This window comes from Myxococcus sp. AM011 (assembly GCF_013372595.1).
GTDB lineage: Bacteria > Myxococcota > Myxococcia > Myxococcales > Myxococcaceae > Myxococcus > Myxococcus eversor.
This window is the reverse complement of sequence record NZ_JABXEM010000016.1, coordinates 1-24,967: the sequence shown is the minus strand read 5'-3', so window position 1 is coordinate 24,967 and position 24,967 is coordinate 1. Positions and strand designations below refer to the sequence as shown.

Sequence of the window (24,967 nt, the reverse complement as noted above, 5' to 3'; positions counted from 1 at the left end):
CGGCGGCCTCACCCTCAAATCAAGACAGTCACCACCTCCCAAGACAAATCCAAAACAACACTCCAACAACTCAACCAAAGAAGCCCACCCGACCCAGCCTCGGTCCAAAGCGCGCCAATCATCCACCAACACTCAACTCGAAACAGCCCCCTCACGCCTCAACACAAGAGACACATGCAGAGGCACATCAAGTGCAGCCCAAACCTCACCACAACTCACCCGGACGCCAGCAATCGAGTCCTCCACCAGATACCTACCGTCCTCCTCGCGCCTCACACTCAACTGACCGACGTTCCATGCAGCAGAAAAATCCATCCGAGTGCAGTCCGCGCACACCAAATGAACTCCCCTTCCTGCCATTTGCCCCTGAATGCGCAACTCCAGCGTGCAATGAGATGCCACGTAGAGCAAGACCACACACATCCCCCCCGCCTGCTCCCGAAGGCACCTGTTAACCTCACCGATCTCTTCAATGAATCTCATATCACTCAATCGGAGGCTCCTCCAACACATCGCTCAAGAGGCGCGGGAACTCCTCGGGCCGCGTCACCAATTCACCCTTCCTATAGAATTTCGTCTTCTCCAGCAATTGCGGTTCACGCAGGATTGCCGCCAACTCCGCCTCTGTTACCCTGAGCAATTCCTGCCTGTCCAACCACGCACGAGAAAGATTTGGCACTCCGGTGTCCATGAACTCAAGCCCATCGAGATTAAAATGAATACTCTCAGCAGCCTTCGTCACCACATCGAACCGCTCGCCAAACGGCTTAAACCTCCCCACCAACCCAACATCGTGCCATTGCTTATAATACAATGAACCCGTCTTCTCGGAGAAATCCTCGAGCGCATTGTACATCCGACCATGCCGCGTAAGCCCAAACGAGATTTTATGCCTCACAATCTCACCGGGACCACTTGCGCTCATTCGAAGAGGACGGCTCGCATCGCTCACTCCCCCAAACACCGTTGACACGGGGTTCGATCTACCGCCGCCCGAAAGGCCCAATGGAACAGCTTTATGTGGAACCCAATCGGGCGAAACCAGAGCGCGCTCCAGCCCGGCTCGCCCTCCATGCGTCCCCCCAAGGCTATCTGCGATAGTTGCGACTACCCCAGGCAATTTTTTACCACACGCCCTACTGAATTCCTCAGTAAGGACGCTTGCCTCCGCGTAATAGCAAAGCTGCGCGGCATCCCTGAGATCGTCGCCAGTAGAAACGATACTGTTCTTGAACATCGCTTCGGGACCGGCCGCCAAAACATCAAGCATTCCCAACTTAATCCACTCTTGCTCCACCCGACGCGACCGCGATTCGTCATAACTCCAATCATCGTCGAAGGCCCCCAGGACGACGCTGCTATCCGTAGCCAGCGTCGTGACATCCCGAACAAGAGGGCGGGCCAACCAGAGCGCGCCATTCACGGAGCTCACGGCGCCACTGTTGACGGATTCCCCGATGCCTACCCAGCAACTTCCCCTCCAGATGCACTCTCCAGATGGGTCCGTGTATCGCGTGGGGTTGCCTGCCACATACAGCCAGGGGTTCAGCTCGTTGGGCCTGGTCAGGTAGGCCTCCGCTCCCACCGGATCCTCGGACAGGAACCGCCCTGTGGTCGTGTCGAGCCACCGCTGCTGGGCATAGGTCAGGCCCACGTCAGCGTCATAGGAATACCCGGTGAACCCCACACTTGTCTGCGTCGAGAGGGGTGCCGAGTTATCGCGATAGCCACCCCAGGCGGCATACCGGTGCAAGACCAGGGAGTTGTCGCCTTTCACTCGAGCCACGGCACTGCCCAGGCCATCATGGAAGATTCGCTCTCCCCCTGTGGAGAGCGTCAGCCCACCAAGCTGCTCCTGATGCAGTCGGGCCCCTCCCACGAGCTGCTCTTCGACGAGCTCTTCGCTGGCCCACACGTAGCGTGTCGTACCGGCGGCCGAAGTTCGCGAGCGACGCAAGCCGTCAAAGCCATACCGATACTCGACCGTCGACGTCTCTTGCGCGCCACCCGTTCCCAGCTTCTGGATTCGAACCTGAGCCAAACGACCCGCCGCATCCCAATCATAGTGCGTCGAGTCACTCGCGGACCGCTGCTCTCGTCGCACTCGGCCCGAGCCATCCGTGAAGTAAGTTGCCTGACGCCTCGCCGCCCCTTCCTGAGCCAGGTCATCGACAGTCTTCAGACCTCCCGTGCCATCATACCCATACTCCAGCCGCCGCCCCGCGAGCGCGGCCAGAGCGTAACCGTCCTCCGACAATGACCCGGAATGACTCGTGGCGTGGCGTGCTCCGAGACGTGTTCCATCCGAGGCAAGCTTGTAGAGAGACGCTCCCCCTCCAGGATAGCGAACTCCCGTCAGACGATCTGCTTTGTCATAACCGTAGTCCGTGGACTCGGGGACCAGAGCGCCCTGGGCATTGGGCAACTGCGCATCCTCGCGCAGCCGATTGCCTCGCGCATCATAGGTGTAGCTGAATCCGACCGTGGGCGACCCAGCCGTCTGGGTGCAGTCCACATCCTCACCCACCGTCGAGGCCCGAATCGACTCCAACCGGCCGGGTCCATCGTAGCAACGTCGCTCCACGTACGCGTCATCCGCCACGAAAGAGAGCCTTGCACCGCCTGGCTCCCAGCCGACCGTCCTGGACAGGAGCGAACCGCCGCTCCGCGTACGCAAGGAGTTGATGCGGGCCCATTCATCATACCCGAACTCTTCCTCGAAGACCGGCCCATCGGCCAGCATGCCCGACGTACGCCGATGGAGCAGATCGCTCCCGGAGACATAGGTGTACTCGACCCAATCTTCCTTGTCTGAGTCGTCGTCCTTCCCTCGGTGGACCCGCGCGATCCGGCCTCGTGAATCGTAGTGGAAATCATTCACCACGATGCCGCTGGTCCGCTCCTCGACCGCCTGCCACAACGCATCCTGTGGGTCATAGGCAAATGACACTCGTCCCACATCTTGTTGTGGCGCAGACGAAGCCCCCGGACTGAAGGCGCTCCAAACCGGCCGCCCGCGCCCATCCAGCAGCGTGTCGACGACATCCCGGTCATTCCCGCCCGAAAGCTCGGCATGACTTGGGCTCGTGACTCGTCTGACACCATTGACCCAAGAGGTCACCCAGTCCGCGGTGCCGCGACTCCGTCGGAGGGTCCTGCCCTGGTAGTCATATTCGAACGTCTCCGACGGCGCGCCTCTCACGGGGCGGTTGACGGCCGTCAACCGACGGGAGGCGTCATAGTCATACGTGAACTCCTCCAGCCCTGGAGGGGTGACATGTGTCAACTCCCCCATGGGTCCATGCTTGTACCGCCACACATCCGAGGGACTCTCCGGGTCCTTCCAGACATGAGACACGAAGCCGCCAGCGTCATAGGCGTACCGCGTGTCCGTGGTCTCACCGCTCTTGCCAAACAGCACCCTCACCAAGAGACCGCGAGGGCCGTAGAAGTTCGACCGGACTCGCTGGGCATGGTCGGTCACGCTCTCGAGGCGCCCATCCAGCCGATAGGTCATCAGGATGTGCTCAGGGGCGGCCCCGGCCCCCAGGGCGATGTCGACGAGCAGTCCCTGGTCGTACGTGTAGTTCGTCGGGGGCTGGCCCGCCGGCAGTTTCCCAGCAAGCACTCCCGCCGCGTCATAGGTCCAGGCGTCCGTCAACCCGCCCTGGCTCCGCGACACCGTCTGGCCCAGGCTGTTGGTCTCCACTTCAAACTGCCGCGAGGGTAGCGCGACGGCTGGCGACGCACTGACCGTCCCTGTCTGAAGGACCGAGACCGAACGCCCGACCCAAGGCGCTTTGGTCACATACTCGTAGGCGTCCACTCCCCGCTGCCAGTGCTCACGAGTCTCGAGGGCTCGGCCCCGGTCGTCGAACTTCTTGTGCTCCAGCGTGCGCACCGACGGCGAGCCCGCGCCTCCCTCCGTCTTCTCTGTCAGCACCTGCTTCTGGAGCCACGGTCCCGCGTACGCATACGTCGTGGTGACGGTGTTCCCGTTCGTGCTCGTGCCTCCACCGGCCACCGTGCGCTTGTCCTCACGAACCTCCTTGAGGAGTTGGTAGCGCGCATTGAAATACCGGTACGTCTTGTACCCGAGCGGATCTGTCTCTTCGATGGCGGAGTTCGGCACCGTGCCATCCGCGCCTGGTTTGCCTGTCAGTCCATAGGCATACGTCCACCGGGCCCCCACGGTGTTCTCGCCCGTAGCGACCAACTCCTTGGTCTTGACCTGGCCGAAAGCGTCGTAGGTGTAGCGCCAGTCCGCGTCGGGGTGAGGCCCCTTCTGCCGCACGACGCGCCCTTCCCCGTCCACGAAGAGTTCCGTGATGGCCGCTGGGTTGGTCGCGTCGCCCGGCTCGTCCGTCCTGTACAGGTTGCCCGCGGAGTCATAGTGGTAGGTCGTGGTCTCCGTGCCATCGTCGTCCGTGGGGCGGATTTCGGAGATGACCTGTCCACGAGCGTTGTAGGTGTATTTCGTCGATGCGGGGACGCCGCCGACAAACCGAACCGCTTCCGACAACCGCCCGGCGCCATCGTAGTACTCCTCCCCTGTTTCGATGCGCGCGGCACCGCTCAGTCGCCCGATGGTGCGAGTGAGAGTGACCTTCTTGCCTCGCACCGTGTTGTGCGTCGCGTCCTGGTATTGACGCGTCACCTCGAGGTCCAACAGCCCCGAGCCTGAGTCGATCGTCCGTGTGTAACGCGTCAGACGACCGAGGACGTCGTGGTACTCGAAGTGTTCGTCCAGGGCCATGACCAGGTCCTGCTGCCTGGTCACCCGCCCGAAGCCGTCATATTCCGTGGAGGCCTGCAGGCTCGTAACGACACCACCCGCCAGATTCGTCTGCGTGGAAAGCACCCGCCCGAGCGCATCTGGCACCAGGTCCAACACATGGCTGGAAACGCTGTTACCGAAGGCTCGGGAGTACACATCCCCCTGGAAGTTCCGACGCCACTCTTCCGAGCTGCGCTCGCCACTCACCACCTCGGCTCCCGTGTAATCCCAGTACACGGGCCGTCCCAGGAAGTCGTAGCCAATCCGAGTCAGCAGACCGTTGTGGTCCACGACGGCGCGGGGCCTCCCGTTGGAATCAAAGTCCTGATAGCGCAGCTCGGTAACGTTGGACGGGCCCTGGGTCGTTCCGGCGTTGACGATGCGAACGGCCGTCATGCGCCCGGACGCGTCGTAGTCATAGGCGCGCTCGACCCCCACCGCATCCGTTGTCGTGACCGGCCGGCCATTCCGTAGATGGCGCTTGCGCACAGCCAGCGATTCCTGCCCCGGCGGCCCAAACGGCGTGCGCTCTTCCACGAACACACCGCGTTCGGCGTCATCCCCTTCCGCCACCTCCCATGTTTCGACGGTCCTCAGGGGTATCGAGTCGCTCAGACGCTCTTGCACCGTCATCCGACGATTCGCGGGAGTGTACGTGTACGTCCACTCCTGAGACGGAGTGCCCTTGATGAAGCGCCGGGTGATGCGCCCCAGGCTGTCGTACTGCCATGCCTCTTCGGAGCCCGTCTCGACTCCCTTGACTTCCACCACGCGCCCGAAGGCGTCGTACGCCACCGTTCGCGTCAGGGTCGTCAGTCCAGATCCGCCCGCTGTCGAGTTCGTCAGGACGATCCGCTGTGGGAGCCCCAACGCATTGGGCTCGCTGTAGGCAAGCACCTGCCCGAGTGTGTCGGTCTCCGAGGTGAGAATGCCCGTGCCGTCCGTCGCGAACGAGCGGCTTCCCGAGTTCATCGCCGTGGTGCCGTCATTATTGATGACGGAGACGCCCTCGACCTGGCCCTCCGCCGTCACCCGGGTGTTGATCGCCTGGGTTCCCGGCTGGGCCGGAGTGATTCGCTGGTCCGGAATACCGAACTGCTTGTTCACCGGCTGCGTGAAGGTCTGACGCAAGAGTTCGGGTTGAGAGCCCTGACCGAGCGAGCCTCGGAAGCCTTCACTCGCGGGAGGCGCCTGTTCCAACCGCAGGGCGAGCAATCGATGGGAAGCATCGATGTCGTAGCCGAGCTGCGCCTTGTTCGGGAGCGTCACGTGCTCCGGTGAGATCTGCCCGTCGCCGCGCCAGACGGTCTTCTGCTCGTTCAACGACCCCACCGTGATGCTCTCGGCGCTTCCGTAGCTCGTCAGGAGGTACGCCACACTCACGCTGTCCGGCCGCGTCACCTTGCGACGGCCCGAGCCCTCATAGACGTACCGATAAGGACCTGGTCCGGTTCCCGTGCTCCCCGCCGAGTCGATGACCTCTCCGGTCGGGACATGGTTGTAGGTTCGCGATGTGCCATTGCTTGTGTAGTTCGCGACCCATTGATCGAAGTACGCCAGCTCGCCGCCAGCAGGCGGAGTGGTGCCGGGCGTCACCTGATAGCGCGCGGTCCTCAGCTCGTTGACCAGCCGCCAGCGGGCGTATCCCGATGTGTTCGGCAAAGGTGCGTATTCGTAGACCCATGCCTGATAAGGAAGACCCGTCTGCCGTCCAGCGCGCAGCAGGTTGCCCAAGGCATCATGCTCAAATTCCACGCGGTGGATGGCGGCCCCAGCAACAGGCGGTTGCTGTGGGTCCGAAGGCAGGCTCGTGTTCATGTAGAGCCCCACTGCGGACAGTAATTTCAGCCCCTGGGTCCGGGCCAGGAGCCGCAATTTCTGCGCCGAGTCCGGCCCATCGACGTCCTTGTACTCAAACGCAAGCGAGACATGTCCTGGCGAGCGGGAGACACGCACCACCCGGTCCGAGTCAGGCGAATACGTCAGCGTCGTCCAGCCCTGCTTCGGGCTGTCTTTTCCTTGCCCATCCGAAAACTCGGTCAGCAACCAACGGCGCTGAGTCGGGATACCCGCATCAAGAACGGAAGGAGTCTTGAAGCGATAGACCATTCCCTGGGGCGTCTTGAACTCCGCGCCCTCAACGTCCACCGCCAGGCTGCCGCCGTGGGACTTATCCGATTTGCAGTCGCGGGCCGACCGGGTCGCCGGGCTCACCGTGTCGCACGAGGGGAAGTCGTACGACTGGCCACTCAGGACGACGATGTAGCGTCCAAGCTCTTCCTCGACGACGAAGCCCTCGTAGGCATGCGACCACCCCACCCCCAGCGGTGACACCTCATTGTTCTGGTTGTTGAACGTCCGGGAGAAGCTCACGGCCTCCGCGAGGTGTGGCACCGAGAAGTCCTCGTACGTGATGCTGAGGTGACCTCCGGCGAGGTTGACGCCCTCCACCACCGTCTGGCCTGCCGCTCGTGCGTTGACGAAGTTGTAGCGGCCTACGGGCTCGCCCAGCGCCATCTTCACGACAGCACTCGATCCGTCCTCACGGGCCTCCGGCACCATGACCAGGAACAGCTCCCGTCCACGGGTCGGCATGTCCTGCATGCGTCCCACGTCGTTCGTCAACGGCAGCGCGAAACGCCGAGCGCCATTCGCCCCCGGCTTCGGCAGCAGGATGAGCGGTTGTTTGACCCGTGCATCGCCTTCATCGAGGTACCGGACGACCTCGTAGCTGCCCCCCCCGGTCGTCTGGTTCGGGATGTACCGAAGCTCGGCGGCCTTGAGCAGTGTGGACGCGTTGCAGTCGGGCCCCTCGCAGATGCGGATGATGCCGTTCGTCAGCGTGTCGGGCTCGATGGCGAAGTGGGCCATCGCCTTGACGGAGATGGGACGAGCCACCGCGGGCGCGGCCAGGTTGTTCAGCGAAGGCGACGAGGGCGTCGACCTCGCCATGGAGCGCTCCAGCGTGTCCTCGCTGCCCGCCGTCACGAAGTCCGTGCGCGGGGAGATGCCGTGGAAGTTGAAGCGGTACAGGACGTTGTCAGCGTTCCCGCTCAGGTACAGCTCGAAGTAGAGGATGTCCGCCGCCGACAGCACCTCCGGCAGGAACTCGCCGTCGCACGTGCCGGTGAGCCGGCCGTCCTCGATGACGATGGGGCACTCGATACCGAAGTCGTCCGTGCCCAGCCGCAGCCGGTACTCGCCGCTCATCGTCCCCGCGCGACCCGGGAGGTCTGGCTCCTGGAGGCTGTCGATGAGGAACTGATACGCGACGTCATCGTCCGTGGCTTCCGGCCGAGGCAGCCCCGTCAGCACACGCCCGGCATCGGCGCTGCCTCCGTCGGCCCCTGCGTGGTCGCCCGTCTGCGCCGTGACGGTGACCTTGCCCAGCTCCAGCACGCGGAACTCGTGCTCCCTCGCACGGTCATATCGCTCCAACGCCGAGCCATCCGCCTCGCGATGCCGGTAGACGTTCTTCAGGCCCACCGCCCACTTGGGCAGCTTGTCCGGATGCTCCTCCGTGGACTCCGGCTCGCCATCGATCTCCTGACACTCCCCCGGCTCACAGAAGTTCGGCGGCGGAGCGTTGACCTCATCGGGCTGCAGGAAGCCGTCGTCGTTGCGATCCCGCTCGAACATCGGGTGTCCGACGACGTGCAGGTAGTAGTTCGCGCGAGCAAGGGAGCTGAGCGACACCGTCGCGCCCGACTCGTTCTGATACGTCAGCGACGCCTGGACGGAGGCCGTGTGGCGACCCGGACGCACCGGGAAGGCCACGACCACCGGCTGCTCCACCGCCGTCTGCGTCACCTGCACCAGGCGACCCGCCAGCGGCGGCACACCCGTGGGCACATCCACCACCCGAGGCGACCCCGTGTCACACCGCCCCAGCAGGCGCTGCGGTGACGTGGGGGGCAGCTCGGAGCAGAACAGCTCCAACTCGTGTCCTGGCGCGCCACGGTCTCTCAGGAACCCGGGCTCGCAGATGCCACCGTCCGGCAGGAAGCCGGCATCCGTGCACTCGACTGCCTCGGAGCCTCCATCGCTGGACACGGGACTCCCCGCGTCCGTCGGAGTGCCTCCATCCGACTTCGGCTCGGGAAGCTGGCGCACGCGCCAGTGCGTCGCCATCTGGAGGAAATCATCCCGCGTCGTCGCCGCGCCCCCGTGACGGATGAGGCTGGGCCGAGCGGGGACCTGGACACCCTCCGGAGTCATGCGCCGGGCCACGCGGACATCGATTTCGGGCGGGAAGAGCTTCAGGTCGGCGGGGATGCCCAGCTCGGACTGCGTGCAGCGGGACAACGTCATCGGCTCGCCGAGTTCCGTCACCTGGAGCGGCCCACCGGCGTCGTCGTCGGCCTGGCAGCTTCCCGTCTCCGTGCGGCTCACACGGTTGATGGCCGGCACGGTGACGGACGTCATGCCCGAGTAGCCCGTGGCGTGATTCACCGCGAAGACCACCAGCCGGTCTCCGGGGTTCAGCCGCAGCGTGTTGGTCCGGTTGTCGCGGCAGTTGCCGTCGTAATACCGCTGGTCCTCCGGACTCAGAGAGCCCGCGTCGGACGTACCGAGCTGTCGCTCCAACTGCCGGCACTGCTCCCGCGCGGCTTGCCGGATGCGAGCCGCCGGCCCCGTGCGGACACGCGAGTAATAGCCGTGCGGCGTTTCACCGGTCGGTGGTCCCTGCGTGCAGGCGACACCATTGGGCGTGCCCGCGGCGAAAGTCGCGATGGGGTGCTCGAGGTCGTCCGCACGGAAGAAGTGGACCTCCGTCGACTTCACGTCCTTGAGCGCGATGTCGGTGAACTCACCGGGCGTCGACGCCGCTTCGCTGTGCGCCTCCGGGTCGCAGTTGAGCGCCAGTGGCTCACCCTGCCGGTCCACGAAGGTCAGCGCGCCATACAGCATGCGCACGTCGACCAGGATGTCCGCGCGCGTGGTGGCGCCCGGGTACAACCAGAAGGTCTGCGAGCAGATGGGGAACTGATTGAGCGTGGGCGTGTAGTGCAGCACGCCGTCTTCACCCAGACGCTCCACCATCCGAGGGCCTGTGGGGACCTCCGTACAGGAGATGCCCATCTCCCCGCCCATGAGTCCAGGCACGGGGATTCCATAGCCACCCGAAGCGCCCGTCGTCCCGGCGGAGCCACTGCCAGGCCCGGTGAGCGTCACCCGCAGGTTCTTGAATCGCACGGGGCTGTGGACCGCCACGTCCCCGCCCTCGTTGAAGGTGTCCTCCAGCGTGCGCAGCCGCAGCGTCGCCGTCGACGGACCACCATCCGCGGGCTCCGCGATCAGCTCCGCCTCGAACTTCATCAATCGGTGAGTCGACTGCGACAGCGCGGACAGGGTCACCGTCGTCTTGCCGGTGGGGAGCGCGACGCGCGGCGTGAGCGCGGCCTCGCCTTCACCCTGGGACTGCCATGCACCCGCGGTGGGCTCGGGGAGCGAGCCCGAGGGTCCCTCCGCCGTCAGCTTGACGAGCACCGTCTCCGGGTTCGCCACGTCATAGGGGTCCGCCGACTCGAACCGGGAACGGAAGTCGAGCGCGAGCGTGTACGGCAGCGTGACGACCTGCTCCGAGGCCGGCTGGCCGAACGGCGGCACCACGGGTGCGCGGACCTCCAGCACCAACTGGCGCTCCAGCGGCGCGCGGACCGAGCCCATCACCGCGCCGGGGACCGCCATCCCGAGCATCGTGTCGAAGGCGTTGTACGCCGCCATGTCCAACCCGCCGCCCAGTTGGGCGTGGGCATCCGTCACCAGGAGGTTCGTCAGGAGCTTCTTCCAAAGGGGCTCCGACGACTGGGACGGACGAACCCGGTCCATCAACCCCTGGACTCCTTCGCCGTCCTCCTCCGAGCCCGCATCCGGGTTCATCCCCAGCGCCGTCGCGACGGCGACATGCTGGTCCTTGTTGAGCGGCACATAGCCGATGAACTCCAGCGACGTGAGCCCCAGGGGCGCCACCGGAGTCAGCGTGGCGCGGTCCGCATCCACCCGAGCGAAGCCCACGCGCTTGAGTACGTGTCTCCGCGGGTCATGTCCCAGCACCATGGCCAGGCGGCCTGCGGGCAGGTTGGTGCGGTTGGGGAACGTCACGGACACCGTCTTCTGGAGCCGAAGTCCGGCCGGGCCAATCTGCCAGACAGCCCCGAGTGCAGCGCGCCCGTCCATAGGCAACGGGAGGGCATACGGCTGAAGCTCCGTCGCGGTGACGAGCCCTCGCGTCATGCCGTCCTCGAAGAAGAGGCCGTCCTCGGGCACGTCCACCCGCAGGTCCGGGTGACGGTTCGCGAACCGCAGCAACATGGGATGCAGGGCGTCCACGACCTGCGCGGAGGCTGTGTCCACGGCGGTGAGCACCAGCGGCGCGTCCAGCGTGTCGGCTTCGTTGTTGACGAACAGGCGCCGCCGCAGCGTGGGGAACGAGGCGCCCTCGGACGTCAGGCCCCCTTCGTAACGCAGCACCACTTCCCCGCCCTTGGGGCTGAACAGGGTCCAGTTGCCATCCGGGCCCGTCACCGTGGCGAGGCTTGTCCCCTCCATCGCGACCTTCACCCCGGGCAAGGGGCGGTAGTCCGCGTCCACCACGTAGCCGCGCACACGCGTCAGCGGCCTGCGCACCGTGAAGTCGCTGGAGAAATCGCCGTTCATCGCCGGCAACGTCTCCGGTTCCAACTCCTTCTTCACCTCCACCGTCAGGCGGGCACCTTCTGGGAGCGGATCCCTCGCGATGAAGGACACGGTCTGCGAGCCCGGCACCACCGAGTAGCCACCCGGCAGCGTCGTGGACTGGCCCTGCACGCGAACCTTGAAACTCTCGGACAGCGCAGTGCCCAGGATGGGCTTGTTGAAGGACACGCTCACTAGCGCATCGGGCTCCACGCCCTCTTCGCCCGCGCGGGGGGACACACCCGTCACCTGGAGCGGCGCCTTGCTCGCCTCCAGGTAGCGCACGGTGACGGACGCCGAGCCCACCATGCCGCCCGTCTCTCCTTCGGGTACCTGGGTGTCCTCGGCGGTGACGTGGATGACGTTCTCACCATGGGCCAGCGGCACCTGGGCCGTGTACTCGTCCGTCGACGACGTCACCGTGTCGGTCCCGATGCGCACGGCGCGCAGCGGCGCGACGCTCTCGACGCGGACACGAACCGTCACCACCGGGTCCGGGGACTCGGAGCCATTCACGGGCGCGAGGACGGTGATGCGCGGGGCGCCACCTCGCAGGGTGAGCTCCACGGCCTCCTGGCTGCGGTTGCCCGCGACATCGAACGCGGTGACGACCACGGGCGTGGGCGTGTTGGCCACGAGCGGCACGTAGGCGCTGAAAGCGCCCGCGATGACCCGCGTCGGTGTGCCATTGACCCGCACCTCTGTCAGGTGCCGGTCTCCCGCCGTGCCCTGAAGGAGATACGGAGAACGGGAGAGGCGGCTCCACGCCTCGGGAGGCGCGGGCGGGGTGAGCACGAGGTGCGGCGGAGTGCGGTCCACCGCCACCGCTCGGGTCCGCGCATGGGTTCGCCCGCGCGCCTCCGTCACCTTGAACTGGAGCGAGTGGTCGCCATCCGCGAGCACCAGGGCGCCCGTGAAGTCATGGCCGTTCACCGCCATGCTCACGCCTTGCACGGTGACTCGCAGCGGGAGCGTCCCGCCCTCGACGTGACCGCTGACCACGAAGCGGGCACCGCCGTACACGCCGCCTTCGAGCGGCGCGTCCACCATGAGCACCGGGTCCGGCTCGATCCCAGGCCCGGCGTCTTGCGTGCTTCCAGTGCCACCATCGGCGCCGCCCACGCCCGCATCGCGCGCGGACCCGCCAGCGTCCGGACGCGAGCCTGCGTCCAACGTACCGCCATCCGCTTCCGTACGAGTGAGGGTGCGGACGATCTCCTCGGTCAATCCGTAGCCATCCCGCGCGACAATCGAGATGGACCGTGTCTCCCCAGGAGACAGCGACACGATGTGCGAGAAGTCACCCGAAGGAGAGACGGTGACGGCGGTCCCCGCGACCGTGACAGTCACGGTGTCCTGCGGGTCCGCCGCCTTCGCGTTTCCGCTCACCGTCACGTTGGCCGAGGTGATGACCTGGTCTTCCGAGGGCGAGGTGACGACGAGCGTGGGCTTCGCGTCGCTCACGTGGACGGTGCGCGTCACCGTCTCGACATGCCCGAACGCGTCCGTCGCCACCACGACCAGCGTGTTCGCACCCGGGGTCAGCGTCACCCGGTGGGAGAAGGTTCCGCCGGAGGCAACCGCCACCGTCTGGGCATTGACGGTGAGCGTCACCGACGACGAATCCAAGACCCTTCCCGTCACGTCGGTGAACAGTTGCCCGAAGCGAGCGTTCTGCTCCGGAGCCGTCACGGTCAGCGTCGGCTTCTCCGAATCACGGGTCGCCGTCACCGTGTGCGGCGTGACGTTGCCTGCCGCGTCGGTCGCGGTCAGCTCGAAGAGGTTGGTCCCCTCCTCCAGCGACAACACGGTCCGGTAGCGACCATCCTCGCCGCGCGACAGCTCCGTCGCCCCCAGCCGCACCATCACGTTCGAGTGGAGGTCGGTGACCTGGAGCACCAGCTCCAGGGTCGGCTCATCAATGACGGTTCCATCGACTGGACTCACCCGGACCACGGCAGGTGGGGTGCGATCCAAAGTGAAGACGAGGGTTCGTGTGAGCGAGTTACCCAAGTCATCCGAGACGGTGATGACCAGCGTGTGTGGTCCCTCGGCCGTCACTGCGCTTCCACTGGTGAAGCTCACGGTGTCGAGCCTCGCGGACAAGGTCACCGCGCCTTCGTCCGTGGCGTTGAAGACGGGCACCACCTGCGCCGCCTTGCTGACGAGTCCATCCGAGACGCCAGTGATGGTGAGCGTGGGGGGTTCCGCATCCACCCGGAACGAGCGCTGGACCTCCGTCCGATGCTGCGCGGTATCGAGTGCGACGGCGATGAAGACGTGAGGGCCGTGCGTCGTGATGGCCGTTCCACTCGTATAGGGCTGGCCATCCAACGTGCCCGTCAGCGAGGCAAGGTTCGCGTCCTCGGCGTCGAACACAATGGCCACCGGAGCGGCCCGGCGACTGGCGTCGTCCACGCCCGTCACAGTCAGCTCGGGTGCGGTCCGGTCGATGGTGAAAACGTGCTCCTCACGCGCGACGTTCCCGGCCGCGTCCGTGGCAACAACAACGAGCGTGTGGGCACGCTCCGCTGTGATGGGCGTTCCGCTCGTGAAGGACTGACCATTGAGTGTGGCCTCCACCGTCACGGAGGTCTGCTCGTCCATCGCACCGAAGGTCGGAACCACCTGCGCCACGTCCACGACCTGACCGCTCGGGACTCCCGACACCGTGAGAGTGGGTGGATCAAGGTCGATGGTGAAATGCACCACCTTCCGGGTGGGATTGAAGAGGTCGTCCTCCGCGAGGACCTCCAGCGTCTGGCTCCCTTTGAGCGTCGTCGCGCTGCCACTGGTGAACGGCTGTCCATTCAGTGTCGCACGCACCTGGACGGGTCCTCGCGAGTCATCTGTCGCGCTGAAGGTGATGACCACCGAGGGCTCGTTGGTCACGAAACCGTCGTGGACTCCCGTGACGATGATGACCGGTCCCAAGGCATCCACGGTGAACACGCGTGTCACCTGCGTCTGGTGGCCCAGCCGATCCACGGCCACGACATTGAACCGGTGCGCCCCATGGTCAAAGATGCGCGTCCCGCTCACATAGGGAGCGTCGTCGAGCGTCGCCGTGACGGAGTTCAGGGTGAGGTCGCTCGCACTGAACGTCACAGCGACATTGGGAAGCCTGGCGCCGTTCGTCACCCCTCCCACATTCAACACCGGCGCCGAGCGGTCGAGCGTGAAGTGCACTTCCTTCCGGGTCTCGTTCCCTGCAAGGTCCGTCGCGGTGACAATCAACGTGTGAATGCCCTCGGCGCTCACCGCCGTCCCGCTGGAGAAGGGCTGCCCGTTCAGGGTCGCCTCCACCACCACCGAGGGTGACGGGCTCAGATTGTCGGAGGCAGTGAAGGTGGGCACCACCTGCGCGACGTCCACCTCCTGATCATGCGTGACACCGGAGATGGTGACCACCGGTGGCGTCGTGTCGATGACGAAGACGGCCTGCTCTTGGTTCGTATTGCCGGCCTTGTCCGTGGCGGAGACGATCAGCGTGTACTCCCCCTCCAGATAGAGGTCCCACGGGGAGGTGATGGGCTGACCGTTCAACGTCGCCGTCGCAACCAGGGGCGAAAACGGCCCCTGGGGCACCGTGCCCTCCGCGTAGAACTCCAGGGTGAAGGGCACGTCCTTGAGGTGGTCACCGTCGGCGAAGCCCCAGAAGTCGACCGTTGGCACCGTCCTGTCGATGAAGAACAAGACGGTCTTCGACGCGGTGTTCCCCGCGACGTCCGTCGCTGTGACCACCAGGAAGTACCGTCCCTCGTTCCGTACAAGAGCTCGCAACGGGAAGAGGGCCCCGTTGAGGGTCGCGGAGAGTGACACCGCCGCCGAGTCCACTGCCGAGGCATTGGGGGAGACAGCGGCCCCGTTGTAGTGTTTGCCGTCCTCGACATCGGAGATGGTTATCATCGGCGCCGTCATGTCCACGCGGAAGGACCGCGTCGCCGACGTGGACAGCCCCATGGCGTCCGTCGCGCGGACGACAAGCACATGTGGCCCCTCGCTCGATACCATCACGCCGCTCGCCACCGGCTCGCCGTCCAGCCACGCCTCCACGAGCGTCGCGCTCTGGTCCGTGACGGTCCACGTGAGGGTGGGCGCGACTCGCACCGACGCGCCCTGCGCCACGCCGCTCACGGTGATGACGGGAGGCGTCACATCCCCGGACACCGCCTGACGCACCTGCCCCTCGCGCGGCGCACCGCTCGCGGAAGGGACTTCGGAACGAGACGACTCCTGGCTGCACCCCAGCCACAAGCCAAGGAGCGCCACCACCCACACTCCACGACCGTTCATGGACGCGATTCCTTGCTCGTCTGCTTCTTGGCCATGGACGCCTCGGCGTCCAGACGCTCCGGATGGAGCTTCACGGAGATGCGCTCACGAAGCTCCTTCATGAGCTGCGCTTGCGCCTCGCGGCGTGAATCCGACTCCAGCTTGCCGCGCGCTTCCTCGAAAGACGGCACCACCGTCTTCACGCCCTCCACGGCCTCCAGGAGGTGAAGGCCGTAGGGCGTCGCGAACGGGCGCGAGCGCTCCCCCTTGGCGAGGCGCGCGGCCTCGGTGAAGAACACGTCGTCCACCTGTCCCTCCCGCACCGGGCCCAGGTCTCCGCCCTGCGCCGCGCTCACCGTCTCCTCGGAGGCCTCGCGCGCGACCTTCTCGAAGGGCTCACCGCCCGCGAGCCTCGCGAACAAGCCATTCATGCGCGATTGCGCACCGGCCCGCGTCGCCTCGTCCGCGCCCGGCGCCACGCGCACCATGAGCTGGCGGACACGCACCTCGCGGCGGCCGAGTTGCTCCCGGGTCGCGGTGTAGCGCTCGCGCAGCTTCTCCTCGGTGGTCAGCTCGGACAGGCGATTGTCCAGCAGGGCCTGGGCGAGGACCTCACGCTCGGCGGTCTTCAGCCGCGCCTGGATCGCCGCGTCCTCGTGAAGACCCGCGCGTCGAGCCTCTTCGGCGAGCAGCGAGCGCTCCACCAGGACGTCGAGCGCCTCGGCGGGCTGAGGACGCTCGCGCGAGCTGCGCGCGGCGAGATAGGCGACCACCTCGGCCTTGGAGATTTCGCTCTTGCCGACCTCGGCGACGATACGCTCGTCCCGGCAGGCACTGAGCGTGAGAGTCAGGAGCGCCAGCACGGGAAGCCGCCACACGCGCCGAGGCGTTCGGAGCGCGGACAGCGGATGCTCTCCACCCTTGGGGCACACGACGCCATCCACGGCGAGAACGCCGCTCGAGCCAAAGTAATGCACAACCCCTCCCACCTGCGCCCTCAGGGCGTCTCAGGCACGTCGATGCCCACCGAGCCCGCTGCACGCAGCCGGGCCAGCAACCCTTCAAGAACCTTTCGCTTCCACTGCGGGAGCGCGCGCCCCTCCACCTCCGCCCTCACCTCCTCAAACGCGGGAACCCTCGATTCCTTGCGCTCCAACAACCGCACTACCGAAAAGCCCTTCGACCCGGCCACCACCGCGGTGGTGTCACCGACCTTCTTCAAGGCGAACGCCGCTGACTCCGTCTCGCGCTCCGGCAGGTCGCCACGCGCCACCCAGCCCAGTTCGCCACCGCGTCCACGCTCCGGGCCGTCACCCTCGGCGGCGACCTTCTCCAGGGACTCACCCGCCTTGAGGCGTTGTGCCAGTCGTTCCGCCTTCTGGTTCGCCTGAGCCCGCTGCTGGGCCGTCGCGCCCTGGGGCACCAGAACCTGCACCCGCGCCAGCCGCAGTCGCTCCGGCTGGGCCAGCTCGCTCCGGTGCTGCGCGTAGTAGTCACGCAGCGCCTGGTCGCTCGGCTTCCCCGCGGACTTCTCCTCGGCGGCGAGAAGCTCCTGTATGACCAATCGCTCCTCCAGGGCCTGGACCTGCTTATGGATGTCTGGCCTCTGATGGAGCCCTCGGGCCCGGGCCTCCTGAGCGAGCAGGCGCTTGTCGATCATGGAGCGCACGAACTCGCGCTGGCCAGCGGGGCGCTCGAACTGCTCACGCAAGGGGGAGGGCAACCGGGAGGATTCCTCAATGAGTTCCTCCTGGGTTACGACACCTCCGTCAAAGCGGCCGACCACCCTGCTTCCACCGGCGCTGGCTTCCCCTCCGGTCGCGCCCTCCGGAGCGGGCTTCGTGCAGGCGCAACAGAGCACCCACACAACCAACACGGCGCGACTCGTCCGTATCGTTCTCCGAGGGCATTTCTCCTGCTGCTGAGCTCGACTGGTCCGAGGAACCACGGGATTCGCACCTTGCACCATGTTGGATATACGATACAGGCCCACTTTTGGGTTGTCTCTTCACGTGATGGCTGCCGTCCCGGCTCGAAAGCGCGGCGCGTTCACACCCCATGTGAAGCTCCCGAGGTTGTTTCCATCCATGCACACGCCCTCCGTCCGAACCCGAGTCCTGTCCGCCGTCGTCGCCGCCCTCGCCCTCTCCGCCTGCAACGGTGGGAGTCCTCGTCCAGCGGAGGCTGGGCCTAAGGACTCGAGCCCCGTCGTCGCGGTCATCAATGACCGCAGCGTGACGACCCAGGAGGTGAAGGCGAAGTTGGACGAGCAGCCGCTGTTCGTGCGCAGCCGCTACGCCACGTTGGAGAAGAAGAAGGAGTTCCTCGACAACCTCATCCGCTTCGAGCTGCTGGTGCAGGAGGCTCGGAAGCAGGGGCTGGAGAAGGACCCCGAGATTCAGGCGACGCTGGAGAAGGTGATGGTGCAGAAGCTGCTGCGCAAGCAGCAGGAGGCCGCCGCCGGAACCCTCGCCGAGCCGGAGGTGCGCAAGTACTACGACGAGCACCTCTCCGAGTTCTTGAAGCCCGAGCGCGTCCGCGTGAGCCACATCTTCCTGGAGGCGCCAAAGGATGACGCCGCGAAGCGCACGCAGGCCCGGGCGACGGTGGTGAAGCTGCTGGCGGAGCTGAAGGCGAAGGAAGCGGGCCCCACGAAGAGCGCCTTCGAACTGGCGGCGGCGCAGCAGTCCCAGGACGTGGCCACCAAGCCCGCAGGTGGAGACCTGGGCTTCCGCAGCCGGGATGAGCTGACCGTGGCGTGGGGCGCGGCCTTGGCGGAGGCGGCGTTCGGTCTGAAGTCGTCGTCGGAGATTGGCCAGGTCGTGGAGACCGACAAGGGCTTCCACCTGGTGAAGCTGCAGGGCCGGCAGGTCGGGATGGACCAGACCTTCGAGCAGGCGAAGCCGCGCATCGAGGCGCGCCTGCTGGGTGAGCGCCGGTCCAAGGCGATGGAGGGATTCATCGACGGGCTGAAGGCGCAGGCGAAGATTGAAGTGAAGGAAGCGGCGCTGGAGCAGTTGAAGATTGAAGGCGCGGAGAACAAGCCCGCCGCTCCTGCTCCGACGGCGCAGCCTCACCCGTAGGCGACTGGTAGCGAGGCACTGAGCCGGCGTACCATTTCAGCGGTTCACGCCGGCTCGCGAGCCCTACCATGGCCACAATCACAGACATCGCGACACGGGTTCGTCACGCCACGCCGCGCCGCAACGGCATCGTCAGACAGCGCACGCTCCCGTTGCCGCTCTCGAGCGCGTCGATGTCGACGCCCACCACCTCCAGCCCGAGGCCCCGCGCCAGGTTGCGCAGGTGCGGCGCCGCCCCTTCCGAGGCGAGCAACAACCGCGGCTCCAGGCTGATGAAGTTCGACAGGAAGGGATGCGTGCTCCCCGGCTCGAACGCCAGCACGCGCCGGCCCCGCTGAACGAAGTACGCCTCGAACGACTCCCAGCGCGGCGGCTCCCCACGTGGGTACACGTGGAGCGGACAGTGGCGCAGGAACGCTCGCGCCACGACGGCCTCCGTCCCGAGCACGTTGAAGGCCAGGTCCAGGTGGATGATGCCCAGGCTGTCGGGGATGCGGACGACCGCCACCTCCTCGAACCCCGCGCCCCAGGCCAGGTCCACGAAGTCCCTCACGAACCGAGGGTCGCTTCGCAACCCCACGTTGACGAGCAACCGCCCCTGCCCCAGCAGGAAGACGTCCCCGAACTCGACGCGTGCCGCGGCCGCCCACTCCGCGTTCCCGTCGTGCCGCCCCATCAGCCGTGACAGCGCTCCGTGCGCCACGTCGAACTCGGCCACCCTCGGCGGAAACGCCGCCGCACCCCGGACCAGCCGCGCCCCCAGCACCACCGCCGTGTCCCGGACGAACACCCGGTTGACCGTGGTGTTGCTGACCACCCGGTCCGCCGGCGACAGGAACTCCTCCAGGTCGATGGCCTTGCAGCCAAATGACGCGAGCGTCTGGCGCAGCCGGCCAAAGGCATCCTCGGCGGCGGCCCGCGTCACGACGCGGGCAAACCCCACCGCGACCGCCTCCTCCTCTGACGCGACGTCCAGCTCGGCGGGCCGGAACACCACCACGCTGTCCAGCCGGCCATCCTCGGACCAGCACTCGACTTCGCCAAACGCCATCAAATCGCACCCGCCACGCATACGTGGCTAGATCTGAATTTACGGATTGATGTAATAAATCAACAATACGGTTCTTTTCAACTAATTCAGATCTTGACAACTTTCGCTCGCTCACCTTCGCCGCCGTCCTCCCACCCTCCTCGCACGTTCGAGCAGCTCGTCGCGTGGCTCGTCGCCGCCGTGGCCGAGGAGGCGGGTGTACCGCCCTCGGAGGTGAAGCGTGATGAACCCTTCGTCACATACGGCCTCACCTCCAAGGAGGCGGTGTTCCTCACGGGGGAGCTGGCGGACTGGCTCGGGCAGGACGTCTCCCCCACCGCCTTGTGGGAGCACCCGACCATCGATGCCCTGAGCCGGCATCTGGCCGGACTGCTCGCGCCGCCTCCCGTCCCCGAGGCGTCCGAGGCGGAGTCCTCCGTGGACCTGGACGACGCCATCGCCATCACCGCGGTGGCCTGCCGCTTCCCGGGTGCCTCTTCACCCGAGGCGTACTGGGCCCTGCTGCAACGAGGGGGTGACGCGATAACGGAGGTGCCCCCGAGCCGCTGGGACTCGCGGCGCTTCCACGGTGCCGGGCCGGGGGCACCCGGAACGATGAACACGCGCTGGGGCGGCTTCGTCGAGGGGATTGACGCGTTCGATCCGCTGTTCTTCGGCATCTCCCCTCGCGAGGCGCACCGGATGGACCCGCAGCAGCGGCTGCTGCTGGAGGTCGCCTGGGAGGCGCTGGAGCGCGGTGGCCACGCGCCCAAGGCCCTCCAGGGCAGCCGCACCGGCGTGTTCGTGGGCATCAGCACCCAGGACTACTCGCGGCAGCAGTTCAGTGACCCCGCCCTGCTGGATGCGTACGCGGGCACGGGCAACGCCCACAGCATCGCCGCCAACCGCCTCTCGTACCTGCTGGGCCTGCGGGGGCCGAGCATGGCGGTGGACACCGCGTGCTCCTCCTCGCTCGTCGCCGTGCACCTGGCCCGCCAGAGCCTCCGCTCCCAGGAGTGCGACCTGGCCCTGGTCGGCGGTGTGAATGCCATCCTGACTCCGGAGCTCACCATCGCCTTCTCCCAGGCGGGGATGATGGCGGGCGATGGCCGATGCAAGACCTTCGATGCTTCCGCGGATGGCTATGTCCGCTCCGAGGGCTGCGGCGTCGTCGTGCTCAAGCGACTGAAGGACGCGCTCGCCGCGGGCGACCCCATCCTCGCCGTCCTCCACGGCTCGGCGGTCAACCATGACGGCGCCAGCAATGGCCTCACCGCGCCCAGCGGCGCCGCGCAGCAGGACGTCATTCGTCAGGCCCTGCGACAGGCACGGCTGTCCCCCGCGAGCATCGGCTACGTCGAGGCCCACGGTACGGGGACGCCGCTGGGCGACCCCATGGAGGTCGACGCGCTCCAGGCGGTGCTGGCCCAGGGGCGTGACACGTCGCTCCCCTGCTACATCGGCTCGGCGAAGAGCAGCATCGGCCACCTGGAAGCAGCCGCTGGCATCGCCGGGCTCGTGAAGGCGGTCCTGACGCTGCGGCACGGGGAGATTCCCCCCCAGGCCCACTTCCGTCAGCTCAATCCGCATATCCACCTGCGGCAGCCCGCCTTCCAGATTCCGACGCGGCGCGAGCCCTGGCCCCAAGCATTGGGAGCGCGGTACGCGGGCGTGAGTGCCTTCGGTTTCGGGGGGACCAATGCCCACGTCATCCTCGGCGAATCTCCCGCGCGTGCTCATGCGGCCACGAGCCCTCCGGCGCGCACCCATCATCTGTTGACGCTGTCGGCCCGGACCGCGCCGGCCCTTCGCGTCCTCGTCGAACACTATCGGGAGCTGCTCGCCTCTTCGGACGCGCCCTCGCTGGAGGCGCTGTGCTTCACGGCCGCGACGGGGCGAGACCACTGGCCGCACCGGCTCGCCGTGGTGGCGGGCTCGTCCCAGGAGTTGTCGGAGCGGCTCGGCGCGTTTCTCCAGGGGAAGGACGTCCTTGGCCTGCACCAGGGCGAGGCGCGGCGCGAGGCCCCTCCGCACGTCACCTTCCTCTTCCCTGGCCAGGGCGCGCAGTACCCCGGCATGGCGCGCGCGCTCCATGAAAGCGCCCCCGTCTTCCGCGAGGCCATCGAGCGCTGCGACGCGCTGCTTCGTCCGCACCTCGACGTGTCGCTGAAGTCGCTCCTCTTCCCAGGGCCCGGTGACGACGAAGCTCGGATTCACCAGACGCGCTACACCCAGCCCGCCCTGTTCGCGGTGGCGTACGCCCTGACGGAGCTGTGGGGTTCGTGGGGCGTGAAGCCGAACGCCGTCCTCGGGCACAGCGTGGGTGAGTACGCCGCCGCGCATGCGGCCGGAGTCCTGGGGCTCGAGGACGCGCTGCGCTTGCTCGCGCTTCGTGGCCGCCTCATCCAGGCCCTGCCACCCGAGGGGACCATGGTCGCCCTCATGGCGGACGAGGCAACGGTCCGCGCAGCGCTGGCGTCCGAGCGCGCGGTGGAGGTGGCCGCCATCAACGGGCCCCGCCACGTCGTCATCTCCGGAGAGCGGACCTCGGTGGAGCGCGTGGTCCAGGCGCTGGAGGCACGAGGCGTGGAAGCCCGCCCCCTCCAGGTCTCGCATGCGTTTCACTCGCCACTGATGGAACCCATGCTCGACGCGTTCGAGCAGGCCGCTTCCGGCGTCGCGTTCCAGCCGCCGCGATTGACGCTCATCTCCAACCTCACCGGAGCGCCCCTCACCGCGGCGCCTACCGCGCGGGAGTGGCGCCGCCACGTGCGCGAGCCCGTCCAGTTCTTTCAAAGCATCCAACGCGCGGCCCTGGACGCAAAGGGCCCCTCGCTGTTCGTCGAACTGGGACCGCACGACACGCTGCTGGGCATGGCGAAGCGCTGCCTCCCCGAGGGCGGCGCCGAATGGCTCCCCAGCCTGAGAAAGCAGCGCGATGCCTGGGAGACGCTCCTGGGCACCCTGGGCGCCCTCTACGTCCGAGGCGTCCCGGTGGATCTTCGCTCGCTTCACGCGGGCCACGACGCTCCCCGGGTGCTGCTCCCGACCCATCCCTTCGAGCGCCAGCGCTACTGGCTGGACGCCACTCCCTCTCCTCAGTCCTCGCAGGCCACCATGACCGCTCCCTCCACCGTGCACCGCCAGGAGCGCTTCCTGATCGAGCTCCGCGCCCTGCTGGCCCGACTGCTCCAGATGCCTCCCGAGCGCATGGACGCGCACGCCTCCTTCCTGGAGCTTGGCGCGGACTCGGTCATCCTGATGGACGCGGCTCGGGCGGTGGAGAAACGGTTCGGCGTCACGCTGACCATGCGCCAGGTCTTCGAGGAGCTGACGACGCTGGACGCCCTGGCCCGCTACCTGGACCAGACCGTTCCCGCCGACGCCACGCCCGCGCTCGCGACGCTCCCGCCCACGCCCGCCTCGGAGCCTCTCGGCACGCCCACCGCCGCCACGCTCTCGCCCGGCGACGCGGGCCTGGAGCAGATCGTCAAGCTGCAGCTTCAGCTCATGAGCCAGCAGCTCGCCCTGCTGGGAGGAAAAGCCGGGGCCGTCGCCGCCATGCCCTCAGGCGCCGCGGACGTGGCCCCCACTGCCACGTCCGCGAGTCTCGCGGCGCCCGGTGTCACGCCCACTGCTCGCACGGCACCCGCCCCCTCGCTCCCGTCCGCGCCGCCGACCAAGGGTGCATCGCCCTTCGCCTCGGGCTCCCTGAAGGGCACGGCCGACAGGGTGTTGACGCCCACGCAGCGGAACCACGTGGACACGCTGGTGGATCGCCACACGCGGCGGACCCGAAGCTCGAAGCAGCACGCCAGCACACACCGCCCCCAGTGGAGCGACGTGCGCTGGCTGATGAACTTCCGCGCGGAGCTCAAGGAGGTCTGCTACCCCATCGTCAGCACCCGCTCGCGCGACGCGCGCTTCTGGGACGTGGACGGCAACGAGTTCATCGACCTCTCCATGGGCTTCGGCGTGCACCTGTTCGGGCACCAGCCGCCCTTCCTGGTGGACGCGCTGCGCGAGCGCCTGGAGCAGGGCATGGAGGTCGGACCGCAGTCGGACCTCGCGGGCCGCGCGGCGGAGCTGCTCTGCGAGCTCACCGGGATGAAGCGCGTCACCTTCTGCAACTCCGGCACGGAGGCGGTGATGACGGCGCTCCGGCTGGCCCGCGCGGCCACGGGGCGCGCGAAGGTCGTGATGTTCACCGGCTCCTACCACGGCCACTCCGACGGGACGCTGGTCGTCGGGCGGATGGTCGACGGGGTGCCTCAGTCGCTCCCCATGGCCGCGGGCGTCACGCAGCAGGTCGCGGACGACGTCATCGTGCTGCCGTATGGCGAGGAGCGCTCGCTCGACATCATCCGCGAGCGCATGGGCGAGCTCGCCGTGGTGGTGGTGGAGCCGCTGCAGAGCCGCCGCCCCAACCTCCAGCCCCGGGCATTCCTCCAGAGCCTGCGCGAGATGACCCGCGCGGCGGGGGTGCCCCTCATGTTCGATGAAATCATCACCGGCTTCCGCCTCCATCCCGGCGGCGCCCAGGCGTGGCTGGGCATCGAGGCCGACCTGGTGACGTACGGAAAAGTCGTGGGCGGAGGATTGCCCATCGGCCTCGTGGCGGACCGAGGCGGCTTCGTGGACCGCATCGACGGCGGGGACTGGAACTACGGCGATGACTCCTATCCGGCCGTCGAGACGACCTTCGCCGCCGGGACGTTCTGCAAGCACCCGCTGACCATGGCGACGATGGTCGCCACCCTCACGCATCTGAAGAACGAAGGCCCCTCCCTCCAAGAGAACCTCAACCAGCGCGCTGCCCGGCTGGCGGAGCGCATCAACGAGGTCTTCCAGCGCGCCCAGGCCCCCGTGGAGATGGTGCACGGAGGCTCGGTCATGCGCTTCAACGTGGCCGGCAACTCCAGCTACCTCTTCCAGCCGCTGGAGATGGACCTCTTCTTCTGCCACCTGCGCGACCGCGGCATCTACATCTGGGAGGGGCGCACCTGCATGCTCTCCACCGCGCATGGCGACGCGGAGCTCGATGCCATCGTCCACGCGGTGGCGGACAGCGTCGCGGAGATGCAAGCGGGTGGCTTCTGGCCCCAGCCCCAGCCGGGCCCCGGC

General features: G+C 67.0%; 6 protein-coding genes. 2 read left to right on the top strand and 4 right to left on the bottom strand.

Annotated features, from left to right (window positions below):
- Positions 1-484 precede the first annotated feature (484 nt).
- The 3 genes from HUW62_RS05525 to HUW62_RS05515 are packed head-to-tail and all read right to left on the bottom strand — an operon-like array spanning position 485 to position 17,453.
- On the bottom strand, positions 485-15,751 hold the full coding sequence (locus tag HUW62_RS05525) for an RHS repeat-associated core domain-containing protein (protein ID WP_176433791.1): 15,267 nt from the start codon (positions 15,749-15,751) through the stop codon (positions 485-487).
- Positions 15,748-16,707, bottom strand: a complete 960-nt coding sequence (locus HUW62_RS49865) for a peptidylprolyl isomerase (RefSeq protein ID WP_176433790.1) — start codon at positions 16,705-16,707, stop codon at positions 15,748-15,750. The genes HUW62_RS05525 and HUW62_RS49865 overlap by 4 nt, the downstream gene beginning before the upstream one ends.
- 20 nt (positions 16,708-16,727) lie before the next feature.
- Positions 16,728-17,453 (bottom strand): peptidyl-prolyl cis-trans isomerase, encoded by a 726-nt coding sequence (locus HUW62_RS05515; RefSeq protein WP_176433789.1) that lies wholly within the window; start codon positions 17,451-17,453, stop codon positions 16,728-16,730.
- 364 nt (positions 17,454-17,817) lie between these two features.
- Between HUW62_RS05515 and HUW62_RS05510 the strand changes: the two genes are divergently transcribed.
- Positions 17,818-18,813 carry a peptidyl-prolyl cis-trans isomerase gene (locus tag HUW62_RS05510; protein WP_176433788.1) on the top strand — a complete coding sequence of 332 codons (996 nt, stop codon included), beginning with the start codon at positions 17,818-17,820 and terminating at the stop codon, positions 18,811-18,813.
- Positions 18,814-18,916: 103 nt separating this feature from the next.
- Here the strand turns inward: HUW62_RS05510 and HUW62_RS05505 are convergent, their stop codons facing one another.
- Positions 18,917-19,885 carry an arginine deiminase family protein gene (locus tag HUW62_RS05505; protein WP_255203251.1) on the bottom strand — a complete coding sequence of 323 codons (969 nt, stop codon included), beginning with the start codon at positions 19,883-19,885 and terminating at the stop codon, positions 18,917-18,919.
- Between the two features lie 72 nt (positions 19,886-19,957).
- Between HUW62_RS05505 and HUW62_RS05500 the strand changes: the two genes are divergently transcribed.
- The coding region (locus HUW62_RS05500) for a type I polyketide synthase (protein WP_217911141.1) at positions 19,958-24,967 on the top strand (5,010 nt) is incomplete at its 3' end.

Bases quoted from the DNA above. Each gene is read 5' to 3' on its own strand.
- HUW62_RS05510 (WP_176433788.1), top strand. From the start codon at position 17,818: ATGCACACGCCCTCCGTCCGAACCCGAGTCCTGTCCGCCGTCGTCGCC.
- HUW62_RS05525 (WP_176433791.1), bottom strand. From the start codon at position 15,751: ATGAACGGTCGTGGAGTGTGGGTGGTGGCGCTCCTTGGCTTGTGGCTG.
- HUW62_RS05505 (WP_255203251.1), bottom strand. From the start codon at position 19,885: ATGCGTGGCGGGTGCGATTTGATGGCGTTTGGCGAAGTCGAGTGCTGG.